The following is a 15010-nucleotide window of genomic DNA, read 5'->3' as shown; positions in this document are numbered from 1 at the left end:
GGAATCCTAGCCGCTGGTCACCAAAGGTAGGAGCCCACCCCGTGGGCGACCGCGGATTCTCGAGTCGCCGGGAGGTGCGGTCGCGCACAAGGTGCGCTCCTACGAGGAATGCCGCGTGCTGTTGTGGGAGCGACGGAAGTCGCAATGCTCTTCCACGGTGTCTGGCGCTCCAGGCGGGAAAAGCATCGCGGCTTCCGCCGCTCCCACCGAGGCAGGCGGTGGGGCTTCGCGGCCCCACCTGCAATCCCCGCGCATCGCGACTACCATGCCTGCACCGGCGCGCCGTCGCCGTGCGAAGAGCCCGCGCCTTGCCCGAGCTGCCCGACATCACCGTCTACGTCGAACGCGTACGCGACGTGTTGCAGGGCGAGGTGCTGCGCAGCGTACGCATGCTCAACGCATTTGTGTTGCGCACCGCGGTGCCGCCGGTCACGGCGCTCGAAGGGCGCACCGTCGTCGACGCGCGCAACCTCGGCAAGCGCGTCGTGCTCGAGTTCGACGGCGGCCTGTTCCTCGTCATCCACCTCATGATCGCGGGGCGCCTGCGCTGGCTCGCGGCACAGGCGAAGACGCCGGGGCGCATCGCGCTCGCCGCGTTCGTGTTCGACCACGGCCAGCTCGTGCTCACCGAAGCAGGCACGAAGCGGCGCGCGTCGATCCACGTCGTCGAGGGCGCCGCCGCACTCGCCGCGCTCGACCCCGGCGGCATCGACGTGTTCGTCGCCGACCTCGCCGCATTCCGCGAACGCCTCGTGCGCGAGAACCACACGCTCAAGCGCGCGCTCACCGACCCGCGCGCGTTCAGCGGCATCGGCAACGCCTACAGCGACGAGATCCTGCATCGCGCGCAGCTGTCGCCGTTCGCGCTCACGCAGTCGCTCGACGACGCGACGATCGAGCGCCTGCACCTCGCCACGCGCACCGTGCTCGACGAGTGGACCACGCGCCTGCGCACGGAGGCCGGCGCGTGGCCGGAGAAGGTCACCGCGTTCCATCCCGAGATGGCCGTGCACGGCCGCTACGGCCAGCCGTGCCCGACCTGCGGCTCGCCCGTGCAGCGCATCGTCTACGCCGACAACGAGGCGAACTACTGCGCGCGCTGCCAGACCGGCGGCCGCCTGCTCGCCGACCGCGCGTTCAGCCGCTTGCTCAAGGACAGCTGGCCGAAACACATCGATGACCTCGCGTAGGGTGCGCCCTGGCGCACCGGGAAAAGGGGACGGAGTCATTTTTCCTAGCGTTGGCGCGTGAATTGGACGGATCGAAAAAATGACTCCGTCCCCTTTTCCCAGCCCCGCGCGCATGCCTCCGCACGCCCCCGCACGGCCCGCCCCGGGCGCCCGCACCACCGGCGGCGTTACAATCGCATCCTCTTTTCCCCGAACCGACCGCGCCGATGAGCACGACCGCCCGGACTCTTCCCCTCCACGACGCCTCGGCCGAGCAGGCACCGCTGCGGTTCGTCACCGCAGCCAGCCTGTTCGACGGCCACGACGCCGCGATCAACATCATGCGCCGGCTGATCCAGGCGCAGGGTGCGGAGGTCGTCCACCTCGGCCACAACCGGTCGGTCGAGGACGTCGTGCGCGCCGCGCTGCAGGAGGACGCCGACGCGATCGCGCTGTCGAGCTACCAGGGCGGCCACGTCGAGTACTTCAAGTACATGGTCGACATGCTGAAGGAGCGCGGCGCCAGCCACATCCGCGTGTTCGGCGGCGGCGGCGGCACGATCACGCCGGAGGAAATCCGCGAGCTGCAGGCCTACGGCGTCGAGCGCATCTACCATCCGAACGACGGCATGCACATGGGTCTCGTCGCGATGATCGAAGACGTGATCAAGCGCACGCGCGACGCACAGGCCGCGCGCGTCGCGGCCGAAGGCAACGACGCGGTGCCGCCCGCGCAGGTGTCGATCGACGACGAGATCGCGGTCGGCCACGCGCTCACCGCGATCGAGGAAGGCCGCCACGACGAGCTCGTGCTCGACCGCCTGCGCAAGGAATGGCAGCTCGCCGGCGGCCGCACGCCGGTCATCGGCATCACCGGCACCGGCGGCGCGGGCAAGTCGTCGGTCGTCGACGAGCTAATGCTGCGCTTCCTGCAGGCCTTCGGGCAGATGCGCATCGCCGTGCTCGCGGTCGACCCGACGCGCCGCCGCTCCGGCGGCGCGCTCCTCGGCGACCGCATCCGCATGAACTCGCTGCGCAGCCATCGCGTGTTCATGCGCTCGATGGCGACGCGTCGCCAGCACGTCGCGACCAGCGCGATGCTCAAGGACTGCATCGCGTTCCTCAAGGGGCAGGGCTACGACCTCGTCATCGTCGAAACCGCCGGCATCGGCCAGAGCGATTCGGAGATCGTCGACCTCGTCGACTTCCCGATGTACGTGATGACTAGCGACTACGGCGCCGCGAGCCAGCTCGAGAAGATCGACATGCTCGACTTCGCCGAACTCGTCGTGCTCAACAAGTTCGACAAGCGCGGCGCCGAAGACGCGCTACGCGACGTGCGCAAGCAGTGGAAGCGCAACCGCGTCGCGTTCCAGCTCAAGGACGACGACATCCCGGTCTACCCGACCATCGCGAGCCAGTTCAACGATCCGGGCGTGACCTGGATGTTCACGAACCTGTGCCGCCTGCTGCGCACCAAGCTCCATCTCGGCACGGCTTCTGTGGGAGCGGCGGAAGCCGCGATGCTCTCTTCCCCGGATCAGAAAAGCATCGCGGCTTCCGCCGCTCCCACAGGAAGCAAGAGCGACGCCACCAGCCGCATCGACTGGACCCCGCACTTCGACACCTCGCTGAAGGAGCCGCGTGCGACCGTCCTCATCCCCGGCAGCCGCGTGCGCTACCTCGCCGAGATCGCCGAGCAGGGTCGCGGCATCAACGGCACGATCGAGAAGCAGTCCGACGTCGCCGACCGTGCGCAGTCGTACTGGCAGGCGCTGCGCGACCTGGAGGACCCGAAGCTGCCGAAGGCGCTCGACCTCTACGACGCCGACGATCTCTACGTCCCGCGCGATTCGTCCTCGGCCGATTTCCCCGCGTGCGGCGAGCGCCGCACCAGCAACGGCGACCGCCGCAAGCAGAAGTTCAACTGGGAGCTGCGCCGCGAGGAAGAGGAACAGCGCGCGCACGCGGCTTCGAGCCAGCCGACCACGTCCGCGCCGACCGTCGACCGCTCGCTCGTCACCCTGCGCCAGCGCTACAACGACGCGGTGCAGTCGCTCTCGTCCGACGCGCAGAAGCTGCTGCGCGAATGGCCGCAGCGCCTGAAGTCGATCGTCGACGAGATCACCGAATACGAAGTGCGCGGCAAGACCATCCGCGTCGAGAACTACCGCGAATCGCTCTCGCACCAGAAGATCCCCAAGATCGCCGCGCCCACCTACAAGAGCTGGGGCGAGCTGCTCACGTTCTTGCAGAAGGAAAACCTGCCCGGCTACTACCCGTACACGGGCGGCGTGTATCCGTACCGCCGCAGCGGCGAGGATCCGATCCGCATGTTCGCGGGCGAGGGCACGCCCGAGCGCACCAACCGCCGCTTCCATTACCTGAGCCAGGGCCTGCCCGCCGCGCGCCTGTCGACCGCGTTCGACAGCGTCACGCTGTACGGCGAAGACCCCGCGCCGCGCCCGGACATCTACGGCAAGATCGGCAACTCCGGCGTCAACGTGCCGACGCTCGACGACATGAAGAAGCTGTATTCCGGCTTCGACCTCTGCGCGCCGACCACGTCCGTCTCGATGACGATCAACGGCCCCGCGCCGATCATCCTCGCGATGTTCATGAACACCGCGATCGACCAGCAGGTCGAGAAGCACCTCAAGGAAGATCCCGCGCGCTGGGCCGCGGCCGAGAAGGTGATCGCCAAGTTGTTCGAAGGCCGCGATCGTCCGCGCTACCACGGCGACCTGCCGCCGACCAACAACGGCCTCGGCCTCGGCCTGCTCGGCGTCACCGGCGACCAGGTCGTCGATGCGCAAACCTACGCGCGCATCAAGGCCTACACGCTATCGACCGTGCGCGGCACCGTGCAGGCGGACATCCTGAAGGAAGACCAGGCGCAGAACACCTGCATCTTCTCGACCGAATTCGCGCTGCGCATGATGGGCGACATCCAGCAGTACTTCGTCGACCAGAAGGTGCGCAACTTCTATTCGGTGTCGATTTCCGGCTACCACATCGCCGAAGCCGGCGCGAACCCGATCTCGCAGCTCGCGTTCACGCTGTCGAACGGCTTCACGATCGTCGAGTACTACCTCGCGCGCGGCATGAAGATCGACGACTTCGCGCCGAACCTGTCGTTCTTCTTCTCCAACGGCATGGACCCGGAATACACCGTCATCGGCCGCGTCGCCCGCCGCATCTGGGCGCGCGCGATGCGCGAGCGCTACGGCGCCAACGAGCGCAGCCAGATGATGAAGTACCACATCCAGACCAGCGGCCGTTCCCTGCACGCGCAGGAGATCCAGTTCAACGACATCCGCACCACCTTGCAGGCGTTGTACGCGTTGTTCGACAACTGCAACTCGCTGCACACCAACGCCTACGACGAAGCGATCACCACGCCGACCGAAGAAAGCGTGCGCCGCGCGGTCGCGATCCAGATGATCATCAACAAGGAACTCGGCCTCAACTTCTGCGAGAACCCCTGGCAGGGCAGCTTCATCGTCGACAAGCTCACCGACCTCGTCGAGGAAGCCGTCTACAAGGAATTCGAAGCGATCAGCGAGCGCGGCGGCGTTCTCGGCGCGATGGACACGATGTACCAGCGCGGCAAGATCCAGGAAGAAAGCCTCTACTACGAACACAAGAAGCACGACGGCAGCCTGCCGCTCGTCGGCGTCAACACCTTCCTGCCGAAGGAACACGCGGGCGACATCGTCACCGAGATCGAACTGATCCGCAGCACGGAAGAAGAGAAGGGCCAGCAGATCGCCAACGTGCGCGCCTACCAGCAGAACCGCAACGCGCTCGCGCCGAGCGGCGAGACCTCGCACGCCCACACCGCCGGCAGCGACGAGGAAGCCGACGTCGTCCACGACGGCCACGGCCTCGCCTACCTGCAGGACACCGCCCGCAACCGCAAGAACGTGTTCGCGGCGCTGATCGAGGCGGTGAGAACGCACAGCCTGGGCCAGATCAGCCACGCGCTGTACGACGTCGGCGGCGAATATCGCCGCAACATGTAACAAGGCCTCCCAATCCCTCAACCCGCTAGATCCCCTCTCCCGCTCGCGGGAGAGGGCTAGGGTGAGGGAACTCTAGCCTCACCGCCCCAACGCTCTTCCCCGAGCACCCAGATCCCCTCGTGTAGGAAATTTCCTACAACCGGCAGGGTTGATCGCAGACTCCCATTGTTGCTTACTCCACCTATCGACGCCACAGGGGGCGAAGATGGGGAAGGAAGGGGCGCCGCGGCCCATGGCCGCCGCTGCAGTACCGTCGTGCGTCCTGCAGATGCAGGCCGTCGCATGCCGCTGAAACCCAACCGCACGCGCTGGAACGATGCGTTGTCGCGCGTCGATGCCACGCGCTTCGAAGCGCTCATCGCCGATCACTACCGCGCCGAAGGCTGGTCCGTCGACCGCGTCGGCGCCGAAGCGACCGGGCGAAAGTACGACGGCGGCATCGATCTGAAGCTTCGTCGCGGCGACGCGTACGTGGTCGTGCAATGCAAGCGTTGGACCGCGAAACAGGTCCCGCACAACGACGTGCACGAGTTGATCGGCGTGATGCTCACCGAGCACGCGACCGGCGCCGTCCTCGTGACCTGCGGTGAATTCACCCACGCCGCCCTCGTCGCCGCGAGCCGACAGCCGAGCGTGCAACTCGTCGATGGCGAAATGGTGCGCCGATGGATCGACCTCGCTGCGCTCGAAGCGGAAGCGGCTCGAGAACCATCGGGCGGCTCCGCCGGGACAGATGATTGGACGCACGTCTTCACGCAACGAGGCACCGATCGGGCTTCGGCGCCACGTTCGCCCACGGGCCAAGGTGCGTCCGTCGGCGCTATAGCCGCCGCGGTGGCACTGATTGCGTTTCTTGCCTTCGTAGTCCTTCCGCTGCGATCCGTCACGACGAGCCCGACCACGCGCGCGCCTGCGCGGACGCGGGAAGGGTCGCTCGCGCCGGCGCCTTACCCAACAATCCCCAACACCGCACCCGCGACGCCCACGCATACCCCAGAACGATCCGGCCGCCTGCGCGCGGTCTCCGAACCCATGGAGCGCGCAACAACGACGTATCTGCGCGAAGCGGGCATCCCCGACACGCGACGCCCCATCGACCACGAAGCCGCGCGCATGGCGGCGAAGAACGTCTCGGGCGTACGCAGCGCGCTCTGGCTCGACCACGACAACTTCGTCGTGATGGTCGACGGTGCCGACCACCGCTCGATGGCGATGATCGACGACGTCTGCCTCGCGCTCGAACCCCTCGGCGACACACTTGCCGTCGTCGTCAACGTCCAGGACATCACCGCCCAACACGCCGACGGCGCGACGACGCTGTCGCGCAATTGCCAGTTGGCGGAGGGGCAGAGGGCGTTATTTCAGCGGAAGCGGCAGGTGGATGTGGTGGCGCCGGAGGTGAGGGCGTTATTCAAGGGGCAGCAGTCCGAGTAATCAGTGCAGCGAGGGCAACTGGCGTGCGAAAAAAATCATTCAAGTTCGCAATTTCTCTCAGCGTGCTGAACCATCTGGGGAGAAATCTGTATCGAAATTTCATTACGGTTCTCGGCGAAGCGATCTCCAACTCATGGGACGCCGACGCCAAGAATGTTTGGATTTCCATCGATAGGGAAAGCCGAACCTTCAGCATCAAGGACGATGGGGTCGGTATGGATGAGGACGATTTCCAAAACAGATTTCTTAAAATTGGCTATTCGAAGCGTGCCAAAGGCAGAATCGCGACCCCAAGAAACCGACCATTCATTGGAGCGAAAGGGATCGGTAAGCTAGCGCTACTTTCTTGTGCTCGCAGGATATCGATATTTACAAAGAAGCGCGGAGGGGACTACGTCGGCGGCGTGATTGATAATGCTGGCCTTGATGAGGCTATCACTAGTGATCTCACTCCGGAAAAGTACCCTCTAGAGCCGTTCGATCCGACCCTTGTTGCCGAACTTAGCAACAAGCATAAGCACGGTACAATTATTGTTTTCGAGGATGCAAAAGAGCAGATCAGAAACTCAGTTGCGCACATTAAAAAAATGCTGGCGATGAGCTTTCGTTTCAGTCTAATAGATGAAAGTTTCACTATTCACGTCAACGGCGATAAGGTTACTGTCAATGACCTGAAGGATCTGCTGGACGCTACGGAATTTGTATGGTGCATCAATGGCTACGAAGACGAATTTGTATCTGGATTCGGGAATCTTCGGCATAAGGCTTTTGCGATGACGGCTGCATTGGATGTTCGCGGCTTCATTTCGTCAGTCCAGAAACCTAGAAACTTGAAAATTGTAGGTACAGACGAGCGAGCTACCGTAGACTTGTTCGTCAATGGCCGTTTGCGCGAAAGGAACATCCTCAGGCACATACCAACCCAGCGGATTGTCGAGAGCTATTTGTACGGTCAAGTTCATTTCGACGTGATGGATGGTCTTGGCAAGGATCCATTCACCAGCAGCCGCGAAGGCATCGTAGATGACGATGTGGATTTCAAAGAACTGCTTGCATATCTGAAAGGTGAGGCGTTCCCGCGCATCTTTGATATGTGGGATAAGTATCGCCTGAAGCGTGGCGAAGAGGGCGATGAGGATAATCCCAGGAAATCAAAGAAGGAAAGGAAGGCTCTGGATTTGTACGCGGCCTCGCGTGAGGACTATGAGTCCGATTCCGAGAGCGAAGAATCCGATCAGGTAGCAGCTTGGCTTGATAAGCTGCGGGACGACGCCGAGTTCAACCTCTCGTCGTATGCCGATTGCTTTCTTTCTGAGAATCTAGTGCGTAGGTTCATAAAGGAAAAAAATATCCAACTAAAGGAAGGCGTCAAATCTGAGGCAGCCAAATGGCGACAGCGGGAGGCCGACAAGAAGGGGAAGGCCAATCTCAGTTTCTCCATTCGTCAGGGTGAAGACGATCTTGGCTATCTTGGAATGGATGAGCTGGCGTTAACCGTGGAAGGGAAGAAGGACCGAGGTGGAAAGCAGTCTTTGTGTGACGACGCGATTGCCTACGCACCCGTTCGGAACGTCGTTGGGCATACGGGGCTGCTGACAAAGAATGGGAAAGCGCACCTCAGGTTAAAGTACGAGAATATTAAAGGTAGGATTAGAAGCTTGCTGGGTATCTGATCCAGCATTGAGATGGTATGGTTTGATGGACAAGCTGACCGTTGAGCGAAGGAGCGCCCTGATGCGCTCCGTGCGTCAAAAAGGATCGAAGCCTGAAATTGTTGTCAGAATACTGTTTCATTCGCTTGGCGCGCGTTTTCGCTTACACAGTATCGACCTGCCTGGTCGCCCCGATATCGTTTTGGCGCGCCATCGGCTTGTGGTATTTGTTCATGGTTGCTTTTGGCATCGACACACTGGCTGTTCTAGAGCGTCCACGCCCAGGTCAAACGTAGAGTTTTGGGCGCAGAAGTTCTCGGAAAATGACGAACGTGATAACTAACGGGGCCAGAGTGCCTTATCGCCGGCTGTCTCAGGCCCCGTTGCGTGTAGACCAGTGGGCCGTCAATGATGCGCGCCACGTCGCTGGAAAGAGATATGTCCGACCAAGTGCTGCTGCTGATCCCCTCGGACCCAACGTATCGACCCACAGTCGACGACGCCAATCGCGCTCGCGACCTGCTTCAGTCATTCCTGCCGAAGGCAGATGAGGTGACCGTCGCGTTCAAGGACGGCGTCGAATTCTTCGATCCTGGCGAGAACTGGTCCGGCGTTGCGTGCGCGGCTTGTGGTGCCGATGCCGAGCCCTGGTGGTTCGACGCGATGGATGCAGCGTCGCAGGCGCAGTTCAATGACCTGATTGTTACTGCGCCATGCTGCGGTGTCCGCGTCTCGCTCAACGACTTGCGCTATGCCTGGCCCGCGGCGTTCGGTTGCTTCGCGCTCGAGGCCGTCAATCCATCGGAAAACGAATTGACGGCGGAACAGATGGGCGAGCTGCAGAAGGTGATTGGGCATTCCCTTCGCGCGGTATGGGCTCGCGTGTAGCCCGAGGTGGTCCGGGGCATCGTAGCGATGTTGGCCGCGGCGCATCACCCTGAACGAAAAAGGGGACGGAGGAAATTATCCGGGGAAATGACTTGCTAGATTCCAGCGAATCGCGTGGCGTAAATCGTTTCGATTCGTTCGATGAATGCATCGTAGTGGAATGGGCTGCCAGCTGGAGGGGAGAGCGCATCACTAACGAGCCGAATCGGCCTGCCATCATTGAAGCACTCGATCATCCCTATCCCGAATGAATCGAAGCCATGCCCGCCAATGCTTGCTCGGCGCGGAAGTTGTTCGACTTTTTGGACCGTTTTCAGCGCTTCGTCGGGCTGTTTTAGTTTGGTCACGTCGGTTTTACGCTCACCGATCTTCCAGTGATTTCTCAATGGAGACACGAAGCTGGACGCGGTGTTGATGAGAGCAAACCCGCCCGCGATGGCTGCTTCCGTATCGCCGTGAATGGCTTGATGTGAGCTATTCAGTTCGTCGTAAAGCCTTGGGCGCGCCTTGCCGAATTCCGTCATGGCCGCTTTTGCTTCCAGCGCAAGCAGAGCCGATCGCACGCCTGTGTGGGGTATGGCCGGAAGCTGTCGGAGAAGCTTTTCTTCTTCTTGCGACAGCTCGATCTCGTAGGCATCAACCATGTCGGCGAAGCTCGCCACCGCTTTCCCGCTGACTGGGGTACCGCGCTGGCATATGACGAGGTCGAGGTCCTTCCTCCGCTTATTCGTGAAGTCGACCATCGTGTGGTTGATGCCGAAGCTCGTCTTCTCGTCGCGAATGTGCCGGCGGATGAGGTTGTCGCGGAGAAGCAGGTCGAAGGCGATGCCCCAGCAAAGAATCTTGGAGTGCCGATCCGATCGGGGGTGGTACTGCCACTTGTTCCCGTATGCATAGCCCTTTCCGGCGCCCGAGTTGGGGGTGCTCAGCGATCTAACGAGGATCTGCAGTCCGAATGACATAGGCACATTAAGCATGTAGTTGGGAGTGATTCTGCCTGAAACTAACGACAAAACAAGGGGTTAGGCATGGGAGGCCCGCTCTGATTGTTGATTGCACCAGAGTGGTGTATTGTGGTGCAGCCACTCCGGAGCGGGACATCATGGCCTCGGACAGATCTATCGCCAAACCTAGGATCGGCAGCGAATCGACCCGGGCGTCGGTGAGCTTCCCCGCAGAAGTCTATGCCGAGTTGGAGCGCATCGCTGCGGCCAAGAAGGTATCGCTAGCGTGGGTCGTGCGCGAAGCGGCCGAGCGCTATGTGGTCGAGCAGTGGCCGCTTTTGGCGAAGCCGCGAGGTGAAGAATGAACCGCTCGATCGACGCAGGTGCATTGCGACCGTACGGGCAACTTGATCTTGATTTGAGAAGGCAGTCGGCTGCGCGTGGTCGCATGCGAGCGCCGGAGGGTATCCGGCATCGCGTCGTCGGCTTGTTCGCCGGGATAGGCGGAGTCGAGCGGGGCTTGAGTCGCGCGGGCCATGAAACGCTGCTGTTCTGTGAGAACGATCTGGCGGCGATGGCCGTTCTCGGCGATCGATTTCCGGATGTGCAGCTTCACGACGACGTCCGGACGCTTCGTTCGCTCCCGAAGAAGACCTCGCTCGTCGTGGCAGGGTTTCCATGCCAAGACTTGTCACAGGCTGGTGCCACGCGCGGTATTGCAGGGGCGCGATCCGGTTTAGTCGGGGAAGTGTTCCGCCTGATCGAGGCGAATCGGACGCCGTGGGTGCTCCTCGAAAATGTACCCTTCATGCTTCAGCTCGGGCGCGGCGAAGCGATGAACGTCATCACAGAGCGTCTCGAAGAGCTGGGCTACAAGTGGGCGTATCGCGTCGTCGATTCGCGTGCGTTCGGTTTGCCGCAAAGACGCCGGCGTGTCTACTTGTTGGCGAGCCTGGAGGGCGATCCGCGTCATATTCTCTTCGCGGACGACGCAGGTGCTCCGCCAGAACCCGTGCTCAATGGTCATCCTGTGGCTTGCGGCTTTTATTGGACCGAAGGACTGCGCGGCCTCGGTTGGGCCGTCGATGCGATCCCCACGCTGAAGGGCGGTTCGACCATCGGCATTCCGTCGCCGCCGGCGATCTGGCTGCCCGACGGCCGACTCGTTACCCCCGATATTCGCGATGGCGAGCGCTTCCAGGGGTTTCCTGCGGGCTGGACCAAGGCGGCCGAATCCGTTGCGAAGAAGGGTTCCCGCTGGAAACTCGTCGGCAACGCAGTGAGCGTGCCTGCGGCGGCGTGGATCGGTCGACGCATGCGCAAACCGGGCAAGCTTCTCGACTTCGACGTGGCTCCGATGCGAGGTCATCGCTATTGGCCCAGCGCCGCTTGGAACGTGGGTGACGGCCGCCTCACGGTGGCGGCGTCGGAATGGCCCCTACGGAAGGCCTCGCGCCGTCTCGACGAATTTCTTTCGTACAAGACGACGCTGTTGTCGCCGAAGGCAACCAGCGGTTTTTTGAGTCGTACGCGTGTCGCGAAGTTGAACTTTCCACCGGGTTTCATCAAAGCTGTGGAAAAGCACCTCGAATCGATATCCGCTCTGTAGCAAGTCGAATGCACCGGGCGGCTATGGTCGAACAAGCGTTCAAGGGCGGACAGATGATCGGTCGCCGTCGCTTGTTCACGACAGCGGATCGATCGAGTCATATGGCGCGTGTGAGACGTACGGACACAGCGCCCGAGCGCGTAGTGCGGCGATTGGTCTCCTCTTTGGGGCTTCGCTATTCTCTCGACAATACCGATCTGCCGGGATCTCCGGACCTGGCCAATCGTCGCCGGCGGTTCGCGGTCTTTGTGCATGGTTGTTTCTGGCACCGCCATGTCGGGTGCAACAGAACCACGACGCCGAAGACGAATCGCTCGTTTTGGGAAGCCAAGTTCGATGCGAACGTGAAGCGTGATCATCGTGTAATACGCCAGCTGCGTGCGCTTGGTTTTCGGGTGTTCGTGATTTGGGAATGCGACACGATGCGCGAGGCTTCAGTAGCCAGGCTAACGAAACGTCTCTCGGCGTTGCTGGGTTAGTGCGCAGCGATTTGCTTTGGTGGTGCCATCTGAACCGCAGCCGTCGCGCGGGTTGTAAATCCACGGTTTCTCCTTGAACTGTGCACCGTCGCATGCGTCCAATAGCGGCAATCCGGCGCGTGCCGCCGGACTGCTGCCGACGCAGGAGTCGATCGTGAACCTCCCCGCTGTTCCGGGCCGCTGGGCCCTCTCTTCAACCGTGCTATGCCTGAGCGCGAGCTTCGCTTGCGCGCAATCAGCGACACCGGCGCAGGATTCCATCCAGGGCAGGGAGGCCGCCGCACCGTTGCAGTTGGAGATGCCCGCGCAGCCCGTGACGGCGACATCGCCGGAAGAGACGTCGGACAACGCAGTCGTCGATGCGCAGGACAGCGCGGCCAGCGAGCGCAAGCGCGGGCCGGAGGTGCATGGCAGTGTCACGGCCGGCATCGGCTATTCGAGCGGCTACGGCACGACGACGTTCGAGGCGGCGGATTTCGATATCAGCGGGCAGACGGATGGCGGGCGCGATGTCGGCGTGCGCATCCATCTTCAGCAAAGCAAGGGACCGGGGTACGGGCCGTACGGCGGGTATTACCCGGTACGCTGAGGGTCCGGCGCGGCGACGCCGAGCGAGCTCGCGAAGAACTCGGAAGGTCGAGATCCGATCTTCGGGTGTCAGGCGCAGCGCTCGGTGCTTCAGGAAAATCGCTCGATGGGTCGAGCGCGGAACCTGGAATATCACGCGTGGCGCTCGATCCTTCGAGCGCCACGCTCGGCTGGCCGAGAACATCGCTTCGACGATCGAGCGCATCGCTCGGATCGTCGAGTGCAACGGCTGGCGCATCGAGCGGAACGCTCGGCGCGTCGAGCCATGCGCTCGACGTTCGGAGCAGAACACCTGGCGGTCCGAGCGCGGAGCGTGGCGCTCGCGGTGTAAGGGGTCAGCGCGCGAGCGCTCGGGACGAAGGGCGGGGTGGGCGCGGTGGCCGTCGCGGCTCGCGCGTGCAGGCGGGCTGCATCGAAGGCGAACGATCGGCGGGCCGCGTTCGACAGGCAACAAAAAAGCCGCATCGCTGCGGCTTCGTTGCTCCCATCAGGAAGGGAAGGGCGGGGTGGTCAGGCCGCCTTCGCCTCCGTCACGCGCGGCTTGCGCGCGAAGCGCTCGCCGACGGTTTCGCGCAGGCCTTCCAGGCCCTGGTTCTTGCCGGACACCTTGAGGAGCGCATAGCCCTGCAGCGCGGTGCGCATGACGACCGCACCCGCGGCCATGTCCGTGTCGACGACGCGTTCGCCGAGCCGCTGCAGCCGCTGCATGCGCGGGCGCAGCTGGTCCATCGCACCCAGCAACTGCTGGGATGTGGCCAGCGGCACGCTGGCGGGCACGAGCTGCGGGTTTTGCGCGAGCAGGGACATCGTCTGCCGGCAGAACGTCTCGGACTTGCTGCCCATCTTCATGAGCGCGCGGCGCTCGTCGTTGGTGAGGCCGATGAGCCCGGCGAATTGGGTCTCCAGCTCGGACAGGGCCGCATCGATCGCGGTGAGCTGGGCATCGGTGAAGGACAGCGAAACAGTGGCTTGCGTCATACAGGACTTCTCCTCGTGGAGTGGACTTCGCCCGGCGCCCCTATGGCGGTCGGGCCGTGCCTCGCGGCACGAGGGGTATGAGAACCGATGCGGGTCGCACAGGCTGAGACGCTGCGCGACGGAGCGCGATTGTTGTAGCCCACCCTGTGGGCGACCGGTGTAGCGACAAGGTTCGATGGCGCGGTCGCGCACAGGGTGCGCTCCTACGAAAACCGTGCCGCGCCTCGGGATCGCGGGCGGCGGCGTTCCGATTTATCCTTGTCCATTATGCAATCAACGGATATTCCCACCATGGAAGGGCGGCCGGCACCGCCGCTCAGCTTCGCGGCGATCGAGGCGCGCATCAAGGCGATGCCGGAAGGGCCGCTATTGGCGTTCGAGACGCCGGGCTGGGTCACGTTCCTGTATGCGATGGGTGCGGGTGCGGCGGTGGTCGCCGTGCTGCCGTCCCTGTTCGTGCTGATATGGGCACCGCAGCCTTGGATGGCCGCAATGGCGCGTGGCGGGGTCATCGCCATGGGTTGCGCGTTGGCACTCCCGTTCCTGCGATCGCTGCGGATCATGCTGCTGGCGTTCCGCCATTTCAGGTCATCCGCGATCGAACAGATGGATCATGATCGTGCCGTGATGGCGGAGCTCTCGCGCTGGCTGGCGACGTACCCGCAGGCCGCCATCGCCGATCACCTGCGCTTCGCGCAGTACATGCAGGCGACGCTGCAGGCGAAGCTCGGCTTCCTGGGCGGTGGCGCGGACAAGCTCGGCATCCTGCCGGCGGCGATCGCTGCCTTCATCGCCTTGCGCAACTGGAACGACGTGCAAGCGACGCCGCTCTGGCTGGTGATCGTGGGCTTGTTCCTGTGCGTGCTGTGGGGCATCGGCGTGATCGCATCCGCTTTGCGCCTGCGGGTGCAGACGTTCGAAGCCGTGCTCGGCAACGCGATGAAGCTCAAGGACGGCGAGCAGGCTCGTTAAGCCCCTCTCCCGCTTGCGGTAGAGGGCTGGGGTGAGGGGGTTCGGAGCGAGGTGCTGGCGTCGTTCGCGGGAGAGGCGAAATCGTTCGACGCCGCTGGTAGTGCCCCCTCTCCCGCTTGCGGGAGAGGGTTGGGGTGAGGGGTTCGGAGCGAGGCGCTGGCGTCGTTCGCGAGCAATGCCGCGCTCCGATTTTCCCTCAACCGCCGCGCTGCGCGCGTCGGCCTCTCCCGCGAGCGGGAGAGGCGATGGCGGGGGCCGGCGCCGTCAGGCGG

The 15010-nt window shown here is 63.2% G+C and carries 13 protein-coding genes; 11 read left to right on the top strand and 2 right to left on the bottom strand.

The features are described 5' to 3' along the window. The first annotated feature begins 308 nt into the window (after positions 1-308). The 6 genes from FHW12_RS04645 to FHW12_RS04620 all read left to right on the top strand — a co-directional run bounded on the left by FHW12_RS04645 (position 309) and on the right by FHW12_RS04620 (position 9168). Positions 309-1190, top strand: a complete 882-nt coding sequence (locus tag FHW12_RS04645) for an Fpg/Nei family DNA glycosylase (protein ID WP_182529788.1) — start codon at positions 309-311, stop codon at positions 1188-1190. Between the two features lie 206 nt (positions 1191-1396). Beyond that, positions 1397-5194 (top strand): methylmalonyl-CoA mutase family protein, encoded by a 3798-nt coding sequence (locus FHW12_RS04640; protein WP_182529787.1) that lies wholly within the window; start codon positions 1397-1399, stop codon positions 5192-5194. A 282-nt stretch (positions 5195-5476) separates the two neighbouring features. Beyond that, positions 5477-6628: a restriction endonuclease gene (locus FHW12_RS04635; RefSeq protein WP_182529786.1), complete on the top strand. Its 1152-nt coding sequence runs from the start codon at positions 5477-5479 to the stop codon at positions 6626-6628. Positions 6629-6690: 62 nt separating this feature from the next. Then, positions 6691-8301: an ATP-binding protein gene (locus FHW12_RS04630; RefSeq protein WP_220484300.1), complete on the top strand. Its 1611-nt coding sequence runs from the start codon at positions 6691-6693 to the stop codon at positions 8299-8301. A gap of 25 nt (positions 8302-8326) precedes the next feature. Continuing rightward, the gene (locus FHW12_RS21765) at positions 8327-8623 is read left to right on the top strand and encodes a DNA mismatch endonuclease Vsr (protein WP_220484299.1); all 297 of its coding nucleotides are present in this window, start codon (positions 8327-8329) and stop codon (positions 8621-8623) included. A gap of 95 nt (positions 8624-8718) precedes the next feature. Next, positions 8719-9168, top strand: coding sequence for a hypothetical protein (locus tag FHW12_RS04620; protein ID WP_220484298.1), 450 nt, complete (start codon positions 8719-8721; stop codon positions 9166-9168). Positions 9169-9263: 95 nt separating this feature from the next. On the opposite strand, the gene FHW12_RS04615 is transcribed toward FHW12_RS04620, so the two are convergent. Continuing rightward, positions 9264-10130, bottom strand: a complete 867-nt coding sequence (locus FHW12_RS04615; RefSeq protein WP_182529783.1) for a hypothetical protein — start codon at positions 10128-10130, stop codon at positions 9264-9266. 140 nt (positions 10131-10270) lie between these two features. Here FHW12_RS04615 and FHW12_RS04610 point away from each other — a divergent pair, with 140 nt between their 5' ends. The 4 genes from FHW12_RS04610 (at position 10271) to FHW12_RS04595 (ending at position 12789) form a co-directional block, all read left to right on the top strand. Then, on the top strand, positions 10271-10477 hold the full coding sequence (locus FHW12_RS04610) for a CopG family transcriptional regulator (protein WP_182529782.1): 207 nt from the start codon (positions 10271-10273) through the stop codon (positions 10475-10477). After that, complete coding sequence (locus tag FHW12_RS04605; RefSeq protein ID WP_220484297.1) at positions 10474-11721, top strand: DNA cytosine methyltransferase; 1248 nt, start codon at positions 10474-10476, stop codon at positions 11719-11721. Before FHW12_RS04610 ends, FHW12_RS04605 begins: the two co-directional genes overlap by 4 nt. A gap of 8 nt (positions 11722-11729) precedes the next feature. Continuing rightward, positions 11730-12200 (top strand): very short patch repair endonuclease, encoded by a 471-nt coding sequence (locus tag FHW12_RS04600; RefSeq protein ID WP_310735139.1) that lies wholly within the window; start codon positions 11730-11732, stop codon positions 12198-12200. 154 nt (positions 12201-12354) lie between these two features. After that, on the top strand, positions 12355-12789 hold the full coding sequence (locus FHW12_RS04595) for a hypothetical protein (RefSeq protein WP_182529781.1): 435 nt from the start codon (positions 12355-12357) through the stop codon (positions 12787-12789). 509 nt (positions 12790-13298) lie between these two features. Here FHW12_RS04595 and FHW12_RS04590 read toward each other — a convergent pair. Then, positions 13299-13766, bottom strand: a complete 468-nt coding sequence (locus FHW12_RS04590; protein ID WP_182529780.1) for a hypothetical protein — start codon at positions 13764-13766, stop codon at positions 13299-13301. Between the two features lie 195 nt (positions 13767-13961). Between FHW12_RS04590 and FHW12_RS04585 the strand changes: the two genes are divergently transcribed. Then, entirely contained in the window at positions 13962-14738 is a 777-nt protein-coding gene (locus FHW12_RS04585) for a hypothetical protein (RefSeq protein WP_182529779.1), read from the top strand. Positions 14739-15010: the final 272 nt, after the last annotated feature.

Origin of the sequence: Dokdonella fugitiva (genome assembly GCF_014138265.1) — a bacterium.
Classification (GTDB): Bacteria; Pseudomonadota; Gammaproteobacteria; order Xanthomonadales; family Rhodanobacteraceae; genus Dokdonella_A; species Dokdonella_A fugitiva_A.
The sequence above is the reverse complement of the archived record's forward strand: the minus strand, read 5'-3'. Positions and strand labels throughout refer to the sequence as shown.

Coding starts and splice junctions, on each gene's coding strand:
- FHW12_RS04640 (WP_182529787.1), top strand. CDS start 1,397: ATGAGCACGACCGCCCGGACTCTTCCCCTCCACGACGCCTCGGCCGAG.
- FHW12_RS04635 (WP_182529786.1), top strand. CDS start 5,477: ATGCCGCTGAAACCCAACCGCACGCGCTGGAACGATGCGTTGTCGCGC.
- FHW12_RS21765 (WP_220484299.1), top strand. CDS start 8,327: ATGGACAAGCTGACCGTTGAGCGAAGGAGCGCCCTGATGCGCTCCGTG.
- FHW12_RS04620 (WP_220484298.1), top strand. CDS start 8,719: ATGTCCGACCAAGTGCTGCTGCTGATCCCCTCGGACCCAACGTATCGA.
- FHW12_RS04615 (WP_182529783.1), bottom strand. CDS start 10,130: ATGTCATTCGGACTGCAGATCCTCGTTAGATCGCTGAGCACCCCCAAC.
- FHW12_RS04610 (WP_182529782.1), top strand. CDS start 10,271: ATGGCCTCGGACAGATCTATCGCCAAACCTAGGATCGGCAGCGAATCG.
- FHW12_RS04605 (WP_220484297.1), top strand. CDS start 10,474: ATGAACCGCTCGATCGACGCAGGTGCATTGCGACCGTACGGGCAACTT.
- FHW12_RS04600 (WP_310735139.1), top strand. CDS start 11,730: ATGCACCGGGCGGCTATGGTCGAACAAGCGTTCAAGGGCGGACAGATG.
- FHW12_RS04590 (WP_182529780.1), bottom strand. CDS start 13,766: ATGACGCAAGCCACTGTTTCGCTGTCCTTCACCGATGCCCAGCTCACC.